Source organism: Parapedobacter soli (assembly GCF_025460835.1).
GTDB classification, from domain to species: Bacteria; Bacteroidota; Bacteroidia; order Sphingobacteriales; family Sphingobacteriaceae; genus Parapedobacter; species Parapedobacter soli.
In genome coordinates, this window is the sequence record NZ_JAMXAY010000069.1 from 1 (window position 1) to 20,251 (window position 20,251).

Sequence of the window (20,251 nt, forward strand, 5' to 3'; positions counted from 1 at the left end):
ACCAGTAATAGATGGCGAGGTCATCCCGTGCCGCAAGTTGCTGCAATACATACTGTTCGGTGAGTGCGCCTTTGAATTCCTGAAAAATAACGTTCCCTTCCAGCAGCGTACGCACATCCAGATCGGTCATTGCACCCAGTAGGCCTACATCCACGGTGAAGAGCTTAAAAACGCTGAAATCGGCATAGGCCTTCAATGGGATGGCCGGTTTGGTTACGTTATTTACCTGATGTATCAAACCACAATCCTTGAGCCAGGCGATGGCAAGCTCATAATCCTTGGCGCGGGCGCCTTGCCGGATGACGCCGTAAATAAACTTTTTGTTTTCCTTAGCCAATTGCGCTGGAATGGAGTTCCATAACATGCGTATACGCGGCACGATTTCATGGGGAGCGTGCTTGGAGAAATCCTGTTCATAAGCCGTGAGGATTCGTTTTTGGATGTGGCGAATTTCTGCAAAATCTTGTGTTCGTGAAAACGTAAGTACAGCTTCCGGCATTCCGCCCACATAGTAGTACTGTCGCAGGCGCTCGATGAACCGGGGTGCGAAGCTGTTAATGAGCGGCCAGTCTTCGCTAAGGAGCAACTCGGTAAGTGCTGTTTCGCCAACGGCTTCCAGAAACTCCACGAACGTTAGCGGATGGAGGTCGAGGAATTCGACCTTGCCAACAGGGAAGGAGGTGTGGTGATGGAGGGCAACACCCAACAACGAGCCTGCACAAAGGATGTGGTATTCGGGGGCATTCTCCTGAAAGTATTTTAACGACGTGAGGGCTTCCGGGACTTCCTGTATCTCGTCAAAAATCAGCAGTGTGTCGGTATCGATAGCTACGCCCGTTTCAATACGAAGACCGGTTAAAATTCGATCCACATCAAAATCGGTTGAAAACAGCTGTTTCATCAACGGACTGCTCTCCATATTGATGTACGCGACGGCTTTGTACTCCGCCTTGCCAAAGGCCCGCATTAACCATGTTTTGCCCACTTGCCGGGCACCGCGGATGATAAGCGGCTTGCGGGATTGACGCGCTTTCCAATCCTGCAGTTTTGTATATAAGGTACGCTCCATATTGCAAAAATACATAAATATGCACGAGTTTTTGTCATATATTACATTTTTATGTACGAGTTTTTGTTGTTGACCACATTTATATGCACGAGTTTTTGCCCCCGCCCCCCTCAATTCACCAGCTCCCCGTTATTCGCAGCCCGGTCTCCGGTAAAAAAACCCCGAAAGCATCTTTCAACTTTCGGGGTTCTGTGTTTTAGCGTAGCCGATGGCCTTACCGTCGGCGACGTTGCCACCGCTGCAGCGCCCAGGTAACCGCGAAGCTCACAGCCGCGCCGATGGCGGCCAGCACAGCGGTTTTGACCATATCGTGCATGCCCAGCTGGGCCGCGATGCTGAGCAGGGTGCCGCCGCCGGTGCCTACACCGAGCTGGAAGTTAGTCGTCTTCATCGCTTTCTCCTTCCTGGTCGCGGCTTCGCAGACCGCTTTCCACCGCCTCCAGCACGCCCAGTGCCAGCGTAAGGTACCGTGCTACCACCACCACTTTGGGCGGCAGCTTCACCGGTGAGGCGATGATGAACTGGCTGGCTACGGCCAGTGTCTCCTTGATCCTGTCGTAAAGTGTCGGTTTCTCCGTTTCCGGGAGGCCGACGGTTTTTGTGTTTTTCATTGTTGTTTCGTTTTTAATTTCTTATCATCTCCCTTTGTGTTTTAACTATCGCGCAAGCGGCTAGGGTGCTTGCACCCCGTCGTCGTGGGGCAATCTATTCTCAACCACTAACCTATCATTGCCTTTCTTAATCTCCGCCACCAGCATGGGGTACACAAATTCATAGGCCGTTTGCGATCCCTTCACCTGGTAGTCGCCGTCTAGCCATTGCCAGTATAAGCCCGTGAGCGGGCAGCCCCACGTTTCGTGGTGGTAGTTTCCGATGTGGACGAACACCAACCGGAAGTTGGGGATCTCCACGATCTCTACCATGCCCTTGTGCAGCCGGGGGAAACGCTTGGCGTATTCGGTGTGCATCGTTGCCGAAAGGTTGAGCGAGAGGCCGTAGTCGCCGGGAGGGATGCAGGTCTCGCCCGCGATTTTCTCGTCGCGGATGCGGTCCTCCAGCAGGTAGCAGCAGAACAGGCCGCCGATGTAGAGGTGGCTCAGGGTACTGTGCTTCCCCTGGGCCACGCGGATGATGCGCGTTTCGTTCATCGTTCGATCTCCCCTACAAACTGGCTGCTCGAAAACTGTTTCCGGTCCCGGTCGCATACACATACGTAAATCAGCGAGCTACTAAGGAGCGGGAACTCGAAAAGATCGAGTGTCACCAATCCATCGCTGCGCAAGGCCTCCGCGACCGTTATTGACTGCTCCTGCAGGTTGTAGCATATAGCCATGACGGTATCGTCGCTATGGCCGCTGAAGCGCGGCATGAGCGGCGACCAAGTAATTGCCACGGACGAACCAACTTGCTCATAAGCGATATCTGGCAGCGGTGCCAGCGAACCCCGGCTTAGTCTTACCGCTGCGGGATTGATGGTGATATCCGGGAATTCCCCCTCAACAGCGTAGTTGAGCATGTGGGAAGCCGCCGCATTCATGGCCGTGGTTTTGGAGCGCGACGGGTGCGCTTGGGCAAAGCCCATGTAGATGATTTCCTTGAGCGGTTTAAGGAACCGCATGACCGTTGCCAGGCGGCTTCGTGCGTCCTGCTGCTTGGGCGAGGGCGCTTTCGCGGACCGTTTGGGCCGGCTGCGGATGTAGAATCCGCTGGGGCCGTTGCAGCCCACCAATTCGCCTAATATGCCTGAAAAAGCTAATAAATTTGATAATCTTGCCATTGTTCACTCCTATTTAAAGAACTGGGGCGGGCGCCCCAGTCCGTAAGAAAACCAACGATTTATGCCAATACCACCGATCCGCCGTATACGGTATTGGAGATCGATCCGCTGTCGCGGCTCACGCAGAACAGCCATACTTCCGCCGGGTGGCCTACCGTGTCGTCATCGACCGCGATGACTGCCTCGCCGACCGACCGTTGCACTACCTCATCCGTGGTATAAAACAACTGCAGCTCGCTGTCGTACAGCAGTACGTAGACATCATCATCTGCCCTACCATTGAAGGTGGTTACGGAAGGGCGCCACGATACCGTTACCTCATGTTCACCGGGCACTACCGTGACGCCCCGGGGAGGTAGCAGGCCACCGTTGCTGAATTTCAGCTTGCTGTAATCGATGGTGAAATCCGGGTAGTCGCCCGTTGTCGCCGGTAAATTGGCCGCCATCGCCTGGTTGAACAGCGTCGACTCGCCTACATACGCCTTGGCGAAGCCGATTTCAAACAAGCCCTTCAATGGGAGGAGGAACTTGCCCATGAGACGGAACCGCTGTTGCTGTGCCAGCTGCGCTTGGGAAAACGGCTTGGTGCGTTTCTTGGGCAGGCCGCGCATGTAGTGGATGTCGCGCCAGCTGCTACCGATTATACTTCCTACTTTTCCTGAAAAGGTGCCGATAGCACCGTTGATAAATTTTGCCATGTTATGTCAAATGTTAAATTTTACTTCTGTTCATGAAGGCGTCCTGTCTGCCGACAGCCTAACGCCAACGGCACAAACGTAGGCATGCTGTTTTTGCAAAACAATAGCAAAACGTTGATAGTCAGTATATTGATAGGGTTTTGGGTGATTTAGTCAGGATGTTGTCGGTATACTGTCAGGCCAAAGGGAGCGGTGTGGTTCGGGGATGGGGTGTTTCCGGTATCGGCTTGGGGTACGCTTCGGGTCTGCTTGGGTGCAGCGCTTATAACGAGACTGGCCTTGGTTTGGACTCCTACTGGCGCCGCCAATCCAAGTCCAGTCCCAGTACAAATCAGATCCACACGTTATCCGCATGGATGTCCGAAGCCGGTCCGAAGCCTACTCCCCGAGGTAAAAGCGCCGGCACCGCTCGATATCGCTGTGGCGGAACAGGCGCATGCCTAGTGTATAGGAATCCACCGGTAGCAATCCCCGTTTGGTGAGCCGGTAAATGGTTCGTTCGCCCACCCCGATGCGTTCGGCGGCATATTTCGCACTATATAGCCGGTCGTCATCTTGTTTCTGTGGGGTAGGTTCTTCGGCGGCGGCATCTCCGCTGGTTGCCCCTTGTTCCATACGGGTTAATAGCTCAAGTATCTGTTTCAGGATGTCTATGATGTTATTCAGCATCGCTGAAATCAGGTTTACGATGCGGTTCATAAGTAAGCATGTGTTCGTTGCCGGTCACTCCGGCAGGCCATGGAGCGGCTTTCGCCACTGCATCGAAGGTAACCGGCAGATGAAACCATTAGTCGTCCGAATGCTAAGTTAAGCGAAAAGCTCGGTATGGCAGCAAATATTCACTGAAAATGTATCGGCCGCGCTGGTGAGGCCCTGTACCTCCATGCAGGCTTCCTCGCCCCAAAGGAGCCGGAGGCGGTCTTCCAGGTTTCGCAAGCCCGTTTGCGTGCTATATACCGCCGATGCCCGGCGTTTCCGGTTCGTGGCGCGAACCGTCAGGCGGCCTTCATATACGCCGACGCGAATCACCGCGGGATGGGCATGGTCGTCCAATACCGCATATTTTTTCATGTTTTCGACCAGCAGGATCAGGAGCATGGGGATGCACCGCACCCCGCTATGGGTCGGCGCGGCGTCGACGATGATATGCGGCCGGAAGCCCAGCCGAATTTGGATGACTTGGATATACAGTTGCAGCAGGGCAAGTTCATCTTCCAGCGGGATGAGGTTGTCCCGGCTAGTCCGGCCATAGGCCTTGGTGAATTGCGAAATCGCGTATACGATGTAAGCCACCTTGTCGGGCCGCCATTTCACGGTATAGGCCAAGGTGTCCATCAGGTTATTGATCAGGTGCGGTATCAGCTGCCCGTTGAGCTGTTCGAGGGTATGCTCGTTTAACGCGCTTTGCAAGCGCCGTTCGAGGTCGTCGTATTGGGTCTTATCCAGCCGAAACGCCTGCCGTACCCACAGTGCCGCGTAGTATAGGGTGCCCAAAATGGTGCCGCTAAACAATACGATCAGCGTTTGCCATTTGTTGACCACCTCTGATTCCGGATACGCTTGCGGGGCGGTGACCGCCATGGCACGTAGTGCGATACTCAATGCGATGGCAAATACGACGATGCCGAGCAGAAAAAGCACTATCGCCAATGCTGCGCGCACGTACCGCCTCCGCCGGCAAAGCACGGTTACCTGCGGCCCTAACACAAAGGCGGTTAGGTTGGCTGTAGCGATGTGGATACCCATCATGATGCCCCAGTCGCCCACACCTCTGAAAGCACCGGGCACCACTTTGTCCATATAGATCCAAAGGGCCGTACCCCATACCAGCCAGCCGATCAACTGATACTCCAGAAAGGGAATCCGTTCCGTAAGCGTGCGCATTGGTTATTTGATGCCGTTGCCTTTGCCCATCTGGTATCTGTGCAGAAAATCGAGATAGGCCTCTTTGTGTGTTTCGCCAACGTCATACGTGAAGGAGCCGATAGTCACACTGTCGGGATGGAAAGTGCTCACTTCATCCAAATTGACGATGGCACTCCTGCTGATCTTGAGAAATAAGCCCGTCGGCTCCAACACGGCCATTGCCTGGGTTAACGAGCAGCGGATGCATAGCGGCGCATCTCGGTTTAGGAGATACACATTCACGTAGTTCCCGGCTTGGATAAGCTTCACCACTTGGTCGGGCATCGTTGGCGTATACGTCTTTTTCCCGCCGTCGTAAAGCAGCAATTTGCCGTATTTCAGCTTTATTGGGTGTTTCGTTGCGTCTGGCCCCAACAGTTCCTCGACCAGCTTTTGCAGGTCTATCACGGAGACGGGTTTGACAATAAAATACTTCACATATTTCCGGTATGCGTCCAACGCACGGTCGTCGTGGCCCGTGATGAATACCAGGTCTTTCGTATGTCCCTTCAACCAGTCGGATGCCTCCAATCCGCTTACGTCGGGCAGTTCGATGTCGCAGAAAATCAAGTCTACATCACCTTTTTCCCGCAGGAATTTTAATGCACCGGCTATGTTTGAAAATGAGGCGACCAGCTCGATGTCTGGAACCGCACGCAAACAATCTGTTAACCGGGTGAGGGCTGAAGGTTCGTCTTCAATGGCAATAGCTCTTATCATAATACCCCATGTAGTTGGTCAGTTTTATAAATATGAGTAGACCAAGTTAAGCCAAATGAAATAAACATCCAAAAAAAGAGGGGGTTCGTCACATTTTTCCTAGCACTCCTCACATAAAAAAAATCTACCTAATGTCATGTGGTAGTTTAGGGTAATTATTAACAAAAACACCATATCATGAACATGAGAAAGCACGTAACAGGAGCAGCGGTTGCTGCCCTAATGATGACAGGAATGGCCTATGAATGGACCATGTCGGCACTCGGCGGCACCACCGCGGCAGTCCCCAAGGTAACAGTGGTTAGCGCGCATGCCGCGGATGGGGCGGTCTGCTTAGACACGAAATTCTTTTTGCCGATGCGCGCGGACCGGCCTGGTGTTGACGTACAGCAGCGGCACGAAAGTCTGGAAGCGCTACTAACCACTTACGAGGAGCGGTAGGATGGTTTGGCGGCGGCTTGGCTGGGTGGTGGGTGCCTTCCATATCGGTACGATTTTGCTATTCAATGTCGTAGGGTTCCATATGTCCTTATCGGTCGTTGCACCGCAGGGCGCCCCCCAGCAAAGCCGCTTCATTGATCGATTGCGTAGCCTGGGCCACACAGTACCTATCGTTCATTATGCCCGGTTTACGGGCATTGCCACGGGTTATGGCTTTTATTCGCCGCATGTGGCCAGCCCCTATGTGATTGAAGTGGTTGCCTGCACAGGTGGCCCGCAGCAATGCGACACCCTTGTGCGCCCGGGATGGGCCCGGGGCGCCGGGGCGGTCCGTTATCGTGCATTTACCGCTTCGCTACGGAACCTGCTGCCCGCGGAACGGCGATTATACGATACCGACACGTTAGCCATCCGCTATACCCGGGTATTGGCGCGCCAAGCTGCGCTACGCATAGCTGAGGGCTACGGAGCGCAGGCCTCCCGATGGCGCGCTTACGTAATCAATTTGCCCACCCTGCGCGCGCAGCATTCCATAACTGCTACGCCCCTGATTGATGAACCGTTGGCTGCACCACATATCACGACGCGATAGGGCGGGGGACGGCAGGTCTGGCGGGTGGTACGACTGGTATCGCCGTGGCCTGGGCGTGGTACTCCTCACGGCTTTCGCGCCGCTGCTGCCCTATGCGCCGGAGCTATTCAGCGCTGCCGGCCTATTTGATGCCGAACTGCTGCGCTTGCATCCCCATGGTTCGGGCCTTTCCGTATATGATATCACCACGGGCGCAGCGCGCCATCTGGGATGGCCATCGTACCTCACAGTATATGCATTGGCCACAGGCTACCTTGCGGCCTGTGTGGCGCTTATTGCAGGCTGGCAAACGCGGCCCGCCGCGGTGGTACTCATGCTGCTGCACCACATGTTCTTCCTGGCAGTACCCATTTACAACTACGGCTACGACTTCCTGGCGCTATCTGCGCTCTTTTACTGTGCGGTATACGACCGGCGATGGGCTTTTCTCACCCTTCGGATCTTGCAGGTGCACCTGTGCGCCGTGTATTTTTTCGGCGGGCTCAACAAAGCCATCGGCTATACTTGGCACAATGGCGAGGCCCTCTGGAAAGCCATGCAGCAGCCCATCGGTGAGCCGCTGATCCGCGGCATGGCGTTGTTACCTCTGCCGGGGCTATGGGCGGCCCTTGGCTGGGGTGTGGTCGCCTTGGAACTTTCGTATGCGGTGGGGATTTGGTGGCGGCCGGTACGGCGGTGGGTGTTGGCTGGTACCATAGCGATGCATATCGGCATTGCCCTTTGTTTGGGGCTTTACGCCTTTTCGGGGCTGATGACCCTCCTCAACCTTGCCGCCTTTTATTTTCCGTATCTGAACGATTCAGCCTGCCCGCCGCCGGAACCTTCTGTGCAGGTCCGGAGGGCTACCGGTGTAACGGCAGCTAGCAGCGGTGAGACGCCGGCGTGTAACACGTCGTCCACCTATGTTGCCGGCGTTCCGCCCGAGAAACCGCCATGATTGTTTGTATTCAATTTTTTCCATTATTCAACCACAAGCACATGTTACCATCTTTACGTATCCATATACCCGAACACCATCCACGGGTGGTGGCCTCTGCCCGCCTACCGGCCGGCGTCAGCTATCGCGTTTCCTATTCGCAGAAGCGGAGTTGGCGAGCTGATGATTGGTGGATCAGCATGCAGACCTACGACGCCCGCCACGCGTATGTTTACCTCATTGAAGTGTTTACCGAGCGTCCGCTCCAGTTTGGCGTGGAATGCCTGCGGCGCGACCTGCGCTGGCTCTACCCGTTGTCGGGTGCATTTTCCGTTGCCGGTGCGGCCGGCCGTGAGGCACTGAAGCTCACCGCCGACGAGCACCTCCGGGTGCTTTCCGGTCCGGGCAACCATGTGGCTTCGGTGCAGTCGGGGCGGCACCTCCTTTTCGCCTTTGTGTTGGACTGGGGGTGGACGCGCCGGTATGCCCGCCACGCGTTGGCTTACCTGCGGCGGCCCTTCCCGGTGCCTATCACAGCGGGTATCCGGGGGCACCTGCTTACACTGGCCAACCTTACGCCGCAAGACGGGTTGGTGATGGATGCCGATATCTATTGGCCCATTGCGCGGATTACCCACCTGACCCGCCAATTGTATGAAACCCCCGCGATAGGTTCGGAGACATTGGAGTTAGCGCTAGCGGCGCGAAACTATATAACGGATAGCCTTCGGCTGGACGGTATCCCGCTAACCATAGGAGCGATCGCCGCCCATTTCGGGGTTACTTCGGGCCACCTTAGCCGCATGCATAAAAAGCATTACGGGCAGCCTTTGCAGGCGTACCTCATGCGGCAGCGCCTGAATACCGCCTACCGGCTGCTCAGCGAAGAAGGCCGAAGTGTATCCGCGGTAGCGTACCAGCTGGGCTTTTCAGATGTGCAGGCATTCAACAAGCTTTTCCGGAAATATTTCGGCGTGGCGCCGAGTGAAACGCGAAGAAGGTAAGGAGCGTGGGTAAATCACCAAATCACGTTCACGGGGTACTTATTAATATTTGGGTCAACAGAAATTATTGGTATGCCCATATCGATTGCCGTGGCCGCAATGAGCCTATCGAATGGATCTTTATGATGGAAGTCAAGGTATTGCCCCATGTTTACATATAATCTTTAAAGTCGTCTAACGGTGCATCAAAATCATCAGCCATTTGTAACTTCCCTTTGAGGAGCCCAATTTTCCTAGGTATTTTCCTTTTTTCACGAGGCACACGTGTCTTAGTTAGGATAAAATCGATGAAATCCTCAACCTCCTGTTGATAAGCAGGCGGTATTTTCCGTATTTTTTCTAACAATTGATTTTGAGCCATATCTATTGACATATCACAATTACTCAAAGATAGGCAAAAAGATAGGCAAAAAACAATAATTAATCAACAGTTCTGTATTCTGTATATCATTCCACTATACCCGGCAACCACTCCGCATGCCGGATATTTACCACTAACTATGCCGGATATCTACCAACGGCCAGGCTGAATACGCGGTATTTTTGCTGAGGTAAGTTGGTGATGATACCATGAATAAAGCAACCCATAAAATACCATTCGTTATCCAGGTCGTCGGTTACGTAGCCTTTATTTTTTCCTTTCCGCAAGAGGTGGTGAGACGGCCTTACATTACATATATCTACGAATCGGACTGCAATTGCCCACCTCACGGTGAAGCGACGCGATTAGCGGCACGGGCCCAAAAGCCGGGCTGCTCGGGCGGTGGTACACAGCCATTGGAAGACATATTCAGGTATCCGCTAGGCATGGTGCGGGATGAGCGGGAAATCACAGGGGGGTATTACTATGGTTAACATGGGAATATCCACCAGCATACTAAACAGGCCGGCCAGTCGGCCGATCTACCACATATCCATCGGTAACCGCCGGTTTGCCTTGTTCCGGCGCAGGGCCGTACGCGTTATTTAATTTCCGGTAATCGCTGCCAAGGCGATTCTCCCCCGGCTCCAGGGCCAGGGACCGGCGGCCTGGTTAGCCGATGAGAGACTAATCAAAATATTTTTTTAACGAGAATTATAATACAATGAAGAAATTCACAAATATAGGCTTGAGTGCGATAGTCGCATTCGCCATGATGTTCGCTACGACGGTAGTTGTGGCGCAGGAGAAAGTTGTGGCTTCGGATAACGTGGAAGTGAAGGCATCGGTCGACGCGAAGCTAATAACTGTAACGCACGAGCAGTTAAAAGCGGACCTCGAACCAACCCAAGGTAAAATTCTGACGGACCAGCGGTGGTTTCCAGTTTTAGCTAATCCAAGTTCGCCCAACGATCCAAAAGCTGCTACAATAACAGGGTCACCCAATGCAACTTTGCCCTCTCCCAGCGAATGCAATACGCCCTTCTCTGGCCCAATATGTAGCGCCCAAGTGGATGTTGAAGGAATAGATGACACAGAATTAGCCACAATCTTATCCAACATCAGCAACAATACCCAGACCTATACCGTCCAAGATCTGATTGATGCGGGTGCGTCAACAACGGTCTCCGCCGCGCGGGAGTTTGATCCAGATATTGACTAACGGGGTGATATCGAAAAAGGCTATTTCTTAAGCGATTCTTCTGAAATGGCCGATTAGTAATCGTTGTGAAAACCCCCGCAGTCTCAAATAATAATCGAGATTGTGGGGGGTTTTCCTATTCCCAACTAGCTATACTAATCTGATATCGTCACTTCAAGTGGTAAGGGCCATACATACCGAGCGCTTCTAGGCGGGAGGTCAATCTCGGTTGTGCCGATTGTCCGAGTTAACGTCATTTGAAAATCAGGCTCTTTGTTCAACCTTTTCAAATCGCCCCACCGAAGCCCTCTTAACACGAGCTCCTTGCGGCGCTCAAGCAACACCCAACTAAGGACTTCGGTAGGATTGTCGCTGTAAACGGACTCAAAGTGAGTGGGCAAATACCGATTTTTACGAAGGCGGTTTAAATCACCCAAGGCATCGTCTAGATTACCCATTCGAGCATTAGATTCAGCGCGGATCAGAAACACCTCATCTAAACCCATTCCGGTAAAAAACGAGCTGGTATACTCGTCGGCGACGCCGTAATTACCTTTAAACCTAACATTCCCAGCGGTAGTTAACCTGAAGAATGCCTCCTTACGCAAGTCTCCTTCTTCATACAGTGCATACACAGCAGGATTAACATTGAAGTAAGCGTTTTTGAAAATTGTTATTAAAAATGCACTGGATAAGAAAATTACCTCTGGGTTCTCGTTTTCTAGGTATAAGAATGGAGCGTTTGAAGAAAGGTCAATTTGGTTATAATCAAGAAGTCCGTCACTAATATGCAGACAAGCTTCGGAATACTTCCGTGCAGACGCAAAATCACCCATTTGAAGGTATAATCGGGCCAATAGTGCATAAACTGTATTTTTACCGGGCCGAAATGGAGTCGTCGCTCGTTCTGGCAACAAGAGTTCTGCAGCCAAAAGATCTGTTATCATGAGTTGATAGGTATGCGAGGCGCTGGCCCGTTCCGTTCGTATGGTCAAATCAGATTCGGTCCTTAGCGGCAATCCGATGTCCGTTGCCGCTGAAAGTTCGTCATACGCAGGACAAAAAAGCTGTGCCAGTTGAAAATAGTTCAATGCGCGGTGAAATAGGGCAGTACCGTAAGCATTATTCCAGTCTGCTTCATTCTCTTTCTTATCAATTTTCGATAGCCCTTCCAATGCAAGATTTGCCCAGAGAATGCGCTCATAGGCGACGTTCCAATCTAGCGGATTGTCATTCTCACCTTCGCCTCCGACATAAATCTCCTCATTCCAAGTATAGGCATTGATTTGCCACCGTTCCAACGGATAAGACGGAAATGCTTGGTATCTTGCTTCTGGAATAAAAATTTCATCCGCGCCGATAATCCCCAAGTGATGACTACTTCTCGTATTCATCTTTGCTGTGTTGTCCATCAGCCCTGCGAAATCCGAAAGGGTTATTGGAACCCGTTGGGAAACGTTCGGCTTGACATCTAGATATGCGTTTCCACATGAAGAAACTAAGAGTGCAATACAAATAAAATTAAATATATGAGCGGTTTTCATAATAGTAGTTTTTTAGAATGTGAGTGAGCAACCGACGGCAAATAACTTGGGCGCAGGATAGTCGGCATTTGGATAATCTGGGTCCAAGCCATTTTTATTCGCCCGCCAAAGTATGCCGAGGTTGCGGGCATACCCGAAAAGTTTTAACTGGTGGAGCCCAAGCTTATTAAATGAGTTGGGGTTAAATGAATAACTAATAGACACATCTTGCAAACGGACTACATCGCCTTTGGTTATTAAAGCTTCCGAATAGAGATAGAGTTCATTTCGTTGTGCAGGATTGATTGTTGGTGCCCAAGCAGGTACGTCGGTTAATTGTTCATCGCCCGGCTGCTCCCAGCGCCTAAAATAATCCATGTGAAATATTTGGTTTATTGTTGTATACTCCTGCCCCGAAGCAATCGATTTTCGACGGAAAACATGCCCATATTTGAAGGAAACCAAGGCACTAGCCTCAAAACCCTTATACGAAAATGAATTTCTCAGCGACCCGAAAGCTAGGGGAACGGTTGATCCTGCAATCACGAGGTTTTCGACGGGAAAGTTGGTGAAATATGCAGCATATTGGTCTATATCGTTAGTTAACGCCCCCTCGACCTTTATGAGTGGCATGCCGTTCTCTGAGGATAACCCATACCAAGGAAAGGCGTAAATATTGTCGACGGATTCGCCACTTACAATTGGATTACGGTACAGATAATCGCTCAATGAATTTTCTGGGTTGTTAAATCGGGTCACCTTATTTGTACTTACGCTGGTAAGAAGCGTAGTGCCCCAAGAGAAAACACCGACGATATTACGGCTACTGATTTGAAAATCCCATCCCTTGGTACGAAGATGGCCATAATTCATCTTATAAATACTTCCGATATTGATGCCTGTTGTCGGATCCATCATGTTCTCGCCGAGGAGGTGTTTTGCATGCTTTGCATAGTATTCTATATTGGCGCTAATACGTTGGCTTTTGCTTCGAATATCTACACCGATATTCAAGGTGTTTACCTGTTCCCATCGTAATGATGGGTTCCCGGGGTGCATTACATTTGATTCGGGGAGCCCTGTGAATTGATTATTCCCTACAGAAATCGTTGGGTAGTAGCTTTGGCTCTTATCGATGTTGCCGGCACTGCCGTAAGTGAAACGAAAGCGCATATAAGGGATTGTTACGCGAAATGGATAAAAGCCCTCTTTACTCATTTCCCAACTGCTGCCCAGTGACCACAGGACTGTACCCCGCTGATTGGTTTTTACGCCCAAGAGGTTACTACCATCCCACCTTACGCTACCGCTTAAGATGTACTTTTCAAAGAAGGTATGGCTAGCATTGCCAAAATAGGATAGGTATCTGTTGGTTATTTTCGAAGGGGAGAAGGAAGTGTTTGGAATCTGGGCCCTTCCCGTCGGTTTAACCGGAAAACTGTTTTTGTAGTCCAGTCGGCTGTCGCTCCGCCAAACATCTTTATCAAAATTATACAATGTCTGTCCTGAGCTTGTGATGCTTACATCTTGCCTGATATCCGCCCCGACCAAAACAGCCAACCGTTGGTCTCCGGGAAGTTCACGGTTGAGGTCGAGTTGGATGCGGCCGTAATGCCGTTGAATTTCGCTAGGCGCTGCGTATTCTAATATTCCTCCGTATGGAATAACTTGGGTTCCATCGTCCTGCGTGAACCTGTTCACCAAGTTCCGTACATGATAGCTCTCCTTATCGTAAAGTTGCTGGGCGCTGCTGTGAGCCGATATATATTGATAGGTACCCTGGAAGCGTAGGCCCTGCAAAAAAGAGTAATTGATGCCTGCTGATAATTGTAGCTCCCGTGATTCCCTCGTCTTATTTACCAGGTGCAATTCTTCTAACGGCCTGTATATCCAGTCCACAAGGCCTGTACGCCCTGCCTCCTCACGAAACGACGATCGGTACACGCTTGCAAACGAAGCAGCGCTCCCATCCGGGTTAACCAGCCTCTCGTAGACGGACCCCATCGGGCCTAAGCCTACTGTTCGATAATTCAATCCATTATTTTCCCAATTTTGCAGTGTATACCTCAAGCCACCGGTTACTTCCAATCCGGGTGTCAATTTGAAGGTATTTTGCAGATTAAAGTTTGCCCTGTTATTGCTGTTGTATTTGATGTTAGCAAGGTTCTTGTCATAACCGCCTGAAATAGCGTACCGGTATGCATCGCTTCCTCCTTGCATGTTGATTACATATTGCTGGACGAGGCCGGTTTGGTATAAGTGCGTCATCGCCTGCTTCCGCAGGTCCGTATTACGAAATAATGTTTCTTCTTCTAGAAAGCTGTTCTGGTCAACCAGATTATCGCGTTGCTTAATGAGGAGTTCGACATAAGGGGGCAAGTAAGTCTGGTCATTTTCCGGGTAGGCTCCCCTATTGAAAAGTTCCTTTTGAATTTCCATGACTGTCTGCGCAGGTAGCCAGCTTTGATTATATTCCAGATCGGGTCTTTCCAAGAAACTGAAGTTGCTACTGAAATGGACTTGGCTTTTTTGGTTGAATTTCCCTTGTTTCGTGGTAATCACGATTACTCCATTACCTGCACGGGCTCCCCAAATGCTAGCAGCGGCTGCATCCTTCAATACGGTGACGGATTCTACCATGCCTGGATTTAGGTTATTGATATCCCCTTCGTAGGGAAAGTTATCAACAACGATGAGTGGCTGTTGGAGCCCCGGCTCAATGGAACTCACTCCGCGTATGCGGAGGGCCGGCTGGGCACCGATATCTTCGCCTTCTACATTACGGCGATCAAAAAGCAATGTGCCCGTCACTCCTTCCAGCCGATCAAGAACATTAAGGCCCACGCTTCGATTCAACAAGGCATTGTCTATCATTTCAAACGATCCCGTTGCCCGTTCCTTCGGTACCGAATAGTACCCGGTGTTTACTTCTACTTCCGGGAGCAATTCCTCAAGGGCCTTGAGCCGAATATGTATGGAGCCCGTATCTTGAGAACGCATGATCAATTCTTGTTTTTCGTAGCCAATATGAGAGACGATTAATGTATCTGGGGGACTTGGTATTCTTATGCTGAAACGGCCATCCGCACCGGTGGTCGTTCGGATGAAGTTGCTAACAATTGATACGCCTGATAGGGCTTCACCCCGTTCATTGGTTACCGTCCCGTTGCAGTCATATTGGGCAAACGACCGGCTTAAAAAAAAGAGCAGGCAAAATAGTATAGCGATTGGAGTTCTCATGGTCATAATGTGTTAGAGTTAATGAAGGTTTAATGAGGTGTATTTGTCTGTCGTATTACTACTACGGGCACACTTTTGTTTTCGATTGTAAGGATTAAGCCATAACGTTTTAACTCTTTGTTGATCTCACTTAAGCTCCGGCCGCTTCGCATGGCTTTTGAAAAATAGGTAGTCGTGGATAGCGACGGGTCGATCCCAGTACTGTCTACCAATGCAGCCGAAACCCGGTAATCAACCACATTACTTACAGCAATATTTGCGTTGCTGACCACCAGTTCAAAAGGCCTATCTCTAAAGCGGAAGTACGTACCGTCGCTACTGATGCCTGAAGGAAGATCTCGGGACATTAGTCTTTCGGCGTCTTCCCTGCTCCCCAATAGCCGGAGAACGGCATATGTATTCGGTATGCGGTTTTCTATGTCGGCTTTGATACCGAAATAGATACCGAAGAATATGTTAAGATCGTTCTGCATGTATCGCCTAGCCGCCTTATCACTAATTACCTTTGGATATCTTAGGTTGTACCCAAATCTTCGTCGTTTTAGGTGCTCTTCTCTTTTCTTGTCTTGCAACAGATCTGCTGTGAAATGACGGCTGGGTTGACTTAATATTTCCGCTTTAAGCTTATCCGGTATTTCCCATACAATAGCCTTTTGCTTATCGAAGATAGCGTACGGCGGAAAAATTTCATATCGGTAAGCACTCAAATACAGGTCGCTCAAACGATTGTTGACAGCAACGAGTACCGTGGTATCTTCAAACGTATAATATTGCAAGGGTTCGTATCGATAACCGGGAAGGTATCTAGCGATAACCGAATAGGGCGATTTATGATAGCGGCCCGTCTTTCCGTTTCCCGCTACAAACGCCGGCTTCGCGGGGTCGATAGCCCCTGCCTCGTCCTTCATATACATTATTTTCTGCGGATCAACCCCCTGCAAGACCGCCGCAATATTTTCCGCGGTCGCGTAGTCATGTCGCGGTGTGGCAATCACCTTACCGTTGTGGAGCCAAACCTGGTGAGGCAACGCTGCCGTTGGGAATATCTTGCCCAGCAATGAATCGGATACAATCGCTTCAAAGTCCCAGCCCCATCGGCTCCATGTTTTGGAGGCAGTAGAAGCCTGTTGATAGGTGACGGGTATCACTGCGAAACCGCCGACTTCACCCGATTTGCTTATACTATCAAGTTTATTTAACGAGTAGATGCAGCCTCCGCACCAAGTGGCCCAAAAGTCGAGTATGATCAGTTTATCGCGGTGTTTATTCAATTTCAATTTAGTGGGCCGGCTTGTTGCAGTTAAGACCGCATCGTGTTCAATTTTGTAAAATTGATCAGGTACAGAGTCGCCGATTGACAGGCTGATTGGCGAACTTATGTATGACCCGTACATCGGCGCATCTTGGGAAGATGCTGGGGGTATAAATGATAATTGCCATATAAGGAAGCCGATCAAATGTGTGGGCCAACTCGTCGCCATTAAACGTAATTTTTGCTTCATGGTATTGTCTGGTTTAGATGTGTAAGAGTTAAAAGATAAATGCAACTGCCGTAGCCGCAGGCTCCGCCTGTTGGGCGGAGACCTGCTTCACGGCATACAAACACATGGTCGTTGCTACAGCCAATAGGCTGATATATCTTATTGTAGTTTGTTTTCGTTTATGTTTGGTTAGGGCATAGCAATCCCCTACGCGTAATTTCCGCTTCATTGTGCATTGGTTTTTAACGGTTTAAGAAAAATTTATTTCTAGAACCGACGTACCAATGCTGAGTTTTTCCGCTATTTTATTTGCAGGTATAAGAAAAAGCGCCTACTTTTAGCATTGCGAATTATTGCCGAAAATGGACACCTTCTCCAACCTGATCTAAAAGCGGGTTTTTCTATCAGCATTGGGGTCGGTAGCAACCGGGAAGCGGGGCTTTTTTAATTGCCTCCGGGTGAGGCTTTTTGTTTACCTCTCCCTATAAACTCTCGCGGGCTGCTTTATTTTCGACCGATTTTAATCNGGGAAGCGGGGCTTTTTTAATTGCCTCCGGGTGAGGCTTTTTGTTTACCTCTCCCTATAAACTCTCGCGGGCTGCTTTATTTTCGACCGATTTTAATCGGGATTTCGCTTAACGTTCTTTATCAAGATAAAATAGGCGAAACGAAGCCAAACCTCCTTGAGGCGGCTCGGAAGCTGGGGAAGGGTGATTAACTCGTTCTTTCTCATAATCCTTATTGGTTTATGCAGAACGATGTTTCTCAGAATGTTGTGTGGTAATCTATATTGCAAGCAAGGAGCGACCCCACACTCTGAACCCAAGGGGAGCTAACCCTTCGTCACCTTGAAATCTACACGAGATTCTAGAGGGACGCCGCCAAAGCTTAACGTGAGGCCGCCCACATGCTGCAAATATTGCAAAAGTAATTAAACTTTCTTCATATAAGCGCATGGAGCGATCTGCACGGCTCTCTCGGCGGAATTTTAGCTCTATTCGGGCTCGAGAAAACACCGTTCATCAAGGCATTATATGCCGTGATTTCTGATCGTCTTAGGCAAAGGTAAATAACAAAATAGATATAAACAAATAAATTTTACTCTATCTAAAAGAATGGCGAATAGAGAGTTTGCGTCGGCACTTAAAAGGTTAAGATTAAAATACAAGTTATCTCAAGCTGCCGTTGCGGGAGTGGTGGGAATTACGCAACCCGAATATAGTGCCTTTGAGCGATTGAAACGTAAACTAAATCTGGACGATGCAGACAATATATCTAAAAAACTTTGGGGAAAATCTTATGATGAATTTGTTTCCTTTGCTAGTAAAGAAATAGATATCGAAGCACTTCCAAAGACCACACAGGAAATAATTGAGAAAGCGTCGGGCAAAAAAATAACGGACACTTCCAATCTCTTAGCCACCGAACTTGACAGGCTTATTTCAGAAGGTCATTTTGGCTCGCCAACAACGTCGAAACTTGTTCACGCAGAAATGAACAACAAACTTGCTAACAGAAAGACATCGGAAATTACCAGCTTATTAGGTCGGTCGCCACGTAATAAGCAAATCGTTTCAATTGGCAAATACGGCTCGCAGAAAATTTATATTCATCAGAATCACGCGGCTCAATATGAAAAGATGTCTAACGAGGAGTTAGCGGCATTGATTGCAAAGCAGAAGAATAAGGATACGGACGACAAAAAAAATAAAGGAACTGAAAATGATTAAATAATATCGTCGTCATCTATAGTGACGCAGCAAAATTATAAACCGATTATGCGTGAAACCCAATTTATGAAGTGAAGGCGACAAAAATTATAGCGTTTACGGCAATCCGTAAACTTTCTTGCCGCGTATTTAGCAGATTCGTGAACTGAAGTTAAAGATGTACATTGAGTCGTCGGCCTAAATTAAAGTTATGGTTTCAAGACTAAGTAATGTCCAGTAAGGAATAGACATGATAAATAACTATAAAGGGCTTGAGAATTTGGATCGTGAAAACAATCACTAGCTGCATCCAGGTTGCTACCTAAATTCAAAAAGCGGTAACACTCTGTATTAACTAAAAAGCAAATATGGTCTAAGCGCGGACAGTGTTGCATGATAAGTACCCGCAAACCTAAGATAATAGACAAAACCAACTACAAATCAACGTAATATGGAAAAAGCAATGAATTATGAATACCTTTTAAGAAGAATCTATCAAGTAGGGAGGTATGGTGTGGCCGGTGCAGATGCAGATATATTCAGAGCACTTCTTATGAATTACACTTTATACAATGGCGAACAAAACAAGGAAAGAAAAGTAAATCAAGAAAGATTGAATGACTTAGATTATGACTATCGAGTTAGCCTAAACGAGGTTTGGGATCACCTGCAAAAAGCTTTACACTACGGTAATGCTAAATTCACAAACGAGCTCACTGATGAAGAAAAAGACATTATAGAACCCGTTGTGCATTTTAAATAATGCTGATTTTTAAATTATTGATATTCCTTCCGAATATATTTTTGTTGATGTATTGAATGATTGTCATTGCTGTAATCTTTGTCAATATTCTGGTTTTGAACCCATCAAATGATTTGGCATAATTACGTCTTACCATAAATTGATCGCATAGTTGAGAGAACAAGGTCTCAATCCGCTTTCTTGATTTTCTGAACAGTCTGAATTGGGGCTTGTATCCTTTTTGGTTCACCCTTTTGGGCGTATCCAGCCTGATGTTCGCTGTTTCAAAAAGGTTCAGTTGGATCGCTGTGGACAGATGCCCTTTATCACCCAGCAGGGTGCAGTCGGATAGCTGCAGGCTGATATCATCCAGGTAATGGATATCATGTACGTTTGCCGGGGTAAGGTCAATCGACTGGAACACGCCCTGCAAGGAGCATACTGCATGAAGTTTATAGCCGTAATAGTACAGCTTCTGCGAGGCACAGTACCCTTTGGCTGGCATGCTGTACAGTTCTTCCTTACAGATTCTTGAACGGGAACTGCGAGCGATCTTACAGATTTCCAAAGGCATGCTGTCTACGATGAACATGTTCTCAAACTCATTGAACGATTCGGCAAGTTTCATCCGGATGACATCTAAGTAAGGCAACAATCGCCGCTTCCGTCTATTATATACCGTACGTTCGATTTTACACGCCAAACAAGACGGAAGCTTTCGGAAAAGGTCGCTCTCGCTGTCAACACCCAGATATTCTGCCGTTAGACTAAGGCTGATGACCTCAAGATCGCTCATGCACGGTCGCTTCCGCTGTACAGCTAATTGCTGTTGGATAAAACGCATATGCTGACCCCCGTAACGGGCATGTTGA

23 protein-coding genes are annotated in these 20,251 nt (G+C 49.4%); 8 read left to right on the forward strand and 15 right to left on the reverse strand.

All coding sequences use genetic code 11. The features are described 5' to 3' along the window. The 9 genes from NGM62_RS19510 to NGM62_RS19550 form a co-directional block, all read right to left on the reverse strand. A partial coding sequence (locus NGM62_RS19510; protein ID WP_262249990.1) for an ATP-binding protein occupies window positions 1-1,069 on the reverse strand: 1,069 nt, incomplete at its 3' end. Window positions 1,070-1,283: 214 nt separating this feature from the next. Next, on the reverse strand, window positions 1,284-1,460 hold the full coding sequence (locus NGM62_RS19515) for a hypothetical protein (protein ID WP_262249991.1): 177 nt from the start codon (window positions 1,458-1,460) through the stop codon (window positions 1,284-1,286). Further along, on the reverse strand, window positions 1,447-1,680 hold the full coding sequence (locus NGM62_RS19520) for a hypothetical protein (RefSeq protein WP_262249992.1): 234 nt from the start codon (window positions 1,678-1,680) through the stop codon (window positions 1,447-1,449). Before NGM62_RS19520 ends, NGM62_RS19515 begins: the two co-directional genes overlap by 14 nt. Window positions 1,681-1,740: 60 nt before the next feature. Further along, on the reverse strand, window positions 1,741-2,217 hold the full coding sequence (locus NGM62_RS19525) for a DUF5675 family protein (protein ID WP_262249993.1): 477 nt from the start codon (window positions 2,215-2,217) through the stop codon (window positions 1,741-1,743). Next, window positions 2,214-2,846 (reverse strand): DUF6266 family protein, encoded by a 633-nt coding sequence (locus NGM62_RS19530; RefSeq protein WP_262249994.1) that lies wholly within the window; start codon window positions 2,844-2,846, stop codon window positions 2,214-2,216. The genes NGM62_RS19525 and NGM62_RS19530 overlap by 4 nt, the downstream gene beginning before the upstream one ends. A 59-nt stretch (window positions 2,847-2,905) precedes the next feature. Beyond that, a complete protein-coding gene (locus NGM62_RS19535) occupies window positions 2,906-3,544 on the reverse strand; it encodes a DUF6266 family protein (RefSeq protein WP_262249995.1) in 639 nt (212 codons plus the stop codon). A 378-nt stretch (window positions 3,545-3,922) separates the two neighbouring features. Beyond that, a complete protein-coding gene (locus tag NGM62_RS19540) occupies window positions 3,923-4,243 on the reverse strand; it encodes a helix-turn-helix transcriptional regulator (protein WP_262249996.1) in 321 nt (106 codons plus the stop codon). 108 nt (window positions 4,244-4,351) lie between these two features. After that, the gene (locus NGM62_RS19545; RefSeq protein WP_262249997.1) at window positions 4,352-5,428 is read right to left on the reverse strand and encodes a histidine kinase; all 1,077 of its coding nucleotides are present in this window, start codon (window positions 5,426-5,428) and stop codon (window positions 4,352-4,354) included. 3 nt (window positions 5,429-5,431) lie between these two features. Beyond that, on the reverse strand, window positions 5,432-6,169 hold the full coding sequence (locus tag NGM62_RS19550; RefSeq protein ID WP_262249998.1) for a LytR/AlgR family response regulator transcription factor: 738 nt from the start codon (window positions 6,167-6,169) through the stop codon (window positions 5,432-5,434). A gap of 177 nt (window positions 6,170-6,346) precedes the next feature. Between NGM62_RS19550 and NGM62_RS19555 the strand changes: the two genes are divergently transcribed. From NGM62_RS19555 to NGM62_RS19570, 4 genes are read left to right on the forward strand one after another with little or no spacing between them, the layout of a single operon-like run. Continuing rightward, on the forward strand, window positions 6,347-6,610 hold the full coding sequence (locus tag NGM62_RS19555; RefSeq protein ID WP_262249999.1) for a hypothetical protein: 264 nt from the start codon (window positions 6,347-6,349) through the stop codon (window positions 6,608-6,610). A gap of 1 nt (window position 6,611) precedes the next feature. Then, window positions 6,612-7,202, forward strand: coding sequence for a hypothetical protein (locus NGM62_RS19560; protein WP_262250000.1), 591 nt, complete (start codon window positions 6,612-6,614; stop codon window positions 7,200-7,202). Then, window positions 7,165-8,139 carry a hypothetical protein gene (locus NGM62_RS19565; protein WP_262250001.1) on the forward strand — a complete coding sequence of 325 codons (975 nt, stop codon included), beginning with the start codon at window positions 7,165-7,167 and terminating at the stop codon, window positions 8,137-8,139. Before NGM62_RS19560 ends, NGM62_RS19565 begins: the two co-directional genes overlap by 38 nt. A gap of 41 nt (window positions 8,140-8,180) precedes the next feature. Beyond that, complete coding sequence (locus NGM62_RS19570) at window positions 8,181-9,122, forward strand: helix-turn-helix transcriptional regulator (RefSeq protein WP_262250002.1); 942 nt, start codon at window positions 8,181-8,183, stop codon at window positions 9,120-9,122. A 151-nt stretch (window positions 9,123-9,273) separates the two neighbouring features. Here NGM62_RS19570 and vapB read toward each other — a convergent pair whose 3' ends face one another. Then, window positions 9,274-9,495 (reverse strand): type II toxin-antitoxin system VapB family antitoxin, encoded by a 222-nt coding sequence (gene vapB / locus NGM62_RS19575; RefSeq protein WP_262250003.1) that lies wholly within the window; start codon window positions 9,493-9,495, stop codon window positions 9,274-9,276. Window positions 9,496-9,692: 197 nt separating this feature from the next. Here vapB and NGM62_RS19580 point away from each other — a divergent pair, with 197 nt between their 5' ends. Beyond that, window positions 9,693-9,977, forward strand: coding sequence for a hypothetical protein (locus tag NGM62_RS19580; protein ID WP_262250004.1), 285 nt, complete (start codon window positions 9,693-9,695; stop codon window positions 9,975-9,977). Between the two features lie 230 nt (window positions 9,978-10,207). Next, on the forward strand, window positions 10,208-10,705 hold the full coding sequence (locus tag NGM62_RS19585; RefSeq protein ID WP_262250005.1) for a hypothetical protein: 498 nt from the start codon (window positions 10,208-10,210) through the stop codon (window positions 10,703-10,705). 134 nt (window positions 10,706-10,839) lie between these two features. Here NGM62_RS19585 and NGM62_RS19590 read toward each other — a convergent pair whose 3' ends face one another. The 4 genes from NGM62_RS19590 to NGM62_RS19605 form a co-directional block, all read right to left on the reverse strand. Continuing rightward, the gene (locus NGM62_RS19590; RefSeq protein ID WP_262250006.1) at window positions 10,840-12,228 is read right to left on the reverse strand and encodes a RagB/SusD family nutrient uptake outer membrane protein; all 1,389 of its coding nucleotides are present in this window, start codon (window positions 12,226-12,228) and stop codon (window positions 10,840-10,842) included. Window positions 12,229-12,240: 12 nt separating this feature from the next. Beyond that, window positions 12,241-15,447, reverse strand: a complete 3,207-nt coding sequence (locus NGM62_RS19595; protein ID WP_262250007.1) for a SusC/RagA family TonB-linked outer membrane protein — start codon at window positions 15,445-15,447, stop codon at window positions 12,241-12,243. A 29-nt stretch (window positions 15,448-15,476) separates the two neighbouring features. Then, window positions 15,477-16,718: a TlpA family protein disulfide reductase gene (locus tag NGM62_RS19600; RefSeq protein ID WP_262250008.1), complete on the reverse strand. Its 1,242-nt coding sequence runs from the start codon at window positions 16,716-16,718 to the stop codon at window positions 15,477-15,479. A gap of 259 nt (window positions 16,719-16,977) precedes the next feature. After that, on the reverse strand, window positions 16,978-17,157 hold the full coding sequence (locus NGM62_RS19605; protein ID WP_262250009.1) for a hypothetical protein: 180 nt from the start codon (window positions 17,155-17,157) through the stop codon (window positions 16,978-16,980). Between the two features lie 886 nt (window positions 17,158-18,043). Between NGM62_RS19605 and NGM62_RS19610 the strand changes: the two genes are divergently transcribed. Further along, window positions 18,044-18,658, forward strand: coding sequence for a helix-turn-helix domain-containing protein (locus NGM62_RS19610; RefSeq protein ID WP_262250010.1), 615 nt, complete (start codon window positions 18,044-18,046; stop codon window positions 18,656-18,658). A 430-nt stretch (window positions 18,659-19,088) separates the two neighbouring features. Beyond that, on the forward strand, window positions 19,089-19,400 hold the full coding sequence (locus NGM62_RS19615; protein ID WP_262250011.1) for a hypothetical protein: 312 nt from the start codon (window positions 19,089-19,091) through the stop codon (window positions 19,398-19,400). On the opposite strand, the gene NGM62_RS19620 is transcribed toward NGM62_RS19615, so the two are convergent. Further along, window positions 19,393-20,223, reverse strand: coding sequence for an IS982 family transposase (locus NGM62_RS19620; protein ID WP_262250012.1), 831 nt, complete (start codon window positions 20,221-20,223; stop codon window positions 19,393-19,395). The genes NGM62_RS19615 and NGM62_RS19620 overlap by 8 nt on opposite strands. Window positions 20,224-20,251 lie beyond the last annotated feature (28 nt).

Bases quoted from the DNA above. Each gene is read 5' to 3' on its own strand.
- NGM62_RS19515 (WP_262249991.1), bottom strand. From the start codon at position 1,460: ATGAAGACGACTAACTTCCAGCTCGGTGTAGGCACCGGCGGCGGCACC.
- NGM62_RS19570 (WP_262250002.1), top strand. From the start codon at position 8,181: ATGTTACCATCTTTACGTATCCATATACCCGAACACCATCCACGGGTG.
- NGM62_RS19595 (WP_262250007.1), bottom strand. From the start codon at position 15,447: ATGAGAACTCCAATCGCTATACTATTTTGCCTGCTCTTTTTTTTAAGC.
- NGM62_RS19615 (WP_262250011.1), top strand. From the start codon at position 19,089: ATGGAAAAAGCAATGAATTATGAATACCTTTTAAGAAGAATCTATCAA.
- NGM62_RS19610 (WP_262250010.1), top strand. From the start codon at position 18,044: ATGGCGAATAGAGAGTTTGCGTCGGCACTTAAAAGGTTAAGATTAAAA.
- NGM62_RS19580 (WP_262250004.1), top strand. From the start codon at position 9,693: ATGAATAAAGCAACCCATAAAATACCATTCGTTATCCAGGTCGTCGGT.
- NGM62_RS19530 (WP_262249994.1), bottom strand. From the start codon at position 2,846: ATGGCAAGATTATCAAATTTATTAGCTTTTTCAGGCATATTAGGCGAA.
- NGM62_RS19525 (WP_262249993.1), bottom strand. From the start codon at position 2,217: ATGAACGAAACGCGCATCATCCGCGTGGCCCAGGGGAAGCACAGTACC.
- NGM62_RS19520 (WP_262249992.1), bottom strand. From the start codon at position 1,680: ATGAAAAACACAAAAACCGTCGGCCTCCCGGAAACGGAGAAACCGACA.
- NGM62_RS19555 (WP_262249999.1), top strand. From the start codon at position 6,347: ATGAACATGAGAAAGCACGTAACAGGAGCAGCGGTTGCTGCCCTAATG.
- vapB (WP_262250003.1), bottom strand. From the start codon at position 9,495: ATGTCAATAGATATGGCTCAAAATCAATTGTTAGAAAAAATACGGAAA.
- NGM62_RS19605 (WP_262250009.1), bottom strand. From the start codon at position 17,157: ATGAAGCGGAAATTACGCGTAGGGGATTGCTATGCCCTAACCAAACAT.
- NGM62_RS19560 (WP_262250000.1), top strand. From the start codon at position 6,612: ATGGTTTGGCGGCGGCTTGGCTGGGTGGTGGGTGCCTTCCATATCGGT.
- NGM62_RS19620 (WP_262250012.1), bottom strand. From the start codon at position 20,223: ATGCGTTTTATCCAACAGCAATTAGCTGTACAGCGGAAGCGACCGTGC.
- NGM62_RS19540 (WP_262249996.1), bottom strand. From the start codon at position 4,243: ATGAACCGCATCGTAAACCTGATTTCAGCGATGCTGAATAACATCATA.
- NGM62_RS19585 (WP_262250005.1), top strand. From the start codon at position 10,208: ATGAAGAAATTCACAAATATAGGCTTGAGTGCGATAGTCGCATTCGCC.
- NGM62_RS19565 (WP_262250001.1), top strand. From the start codon at position 7,165: ATGAACCGTTGGCTGCACCACATATCACGACGCGATAGGGCGGGGGAC.
- NGM62_RS19550 (WP_262249998.1), bottom strand. From the start codon at position 6,169: ATGATAAGAGCTATTGCCATTGAAGACGAACCTTCAGCCCTCACCCGG.
- NGM62_RS19590 (WP_262250006.1), bottom strand. From the start codon at position 12,228: ATGAAAACCGCTCATATATTTAATTTTATTTGTATTGCACTCTTAGTT.
- NGM62_RS19535 (WP_262249995.1), bottom strand. From the start codon at position 3,544: ATGGCAAAATTTATCAACGGTGCTATCGGCACCTTTTCAGGAAAAGTA.
- NGM62_RS19545 (WP_262249997.1), bottom strand. From the start codon at position 5,428: ATGCGCACGCTTACGGAACGGATTCCCTTTCTGGAGTATCAGTTGATC.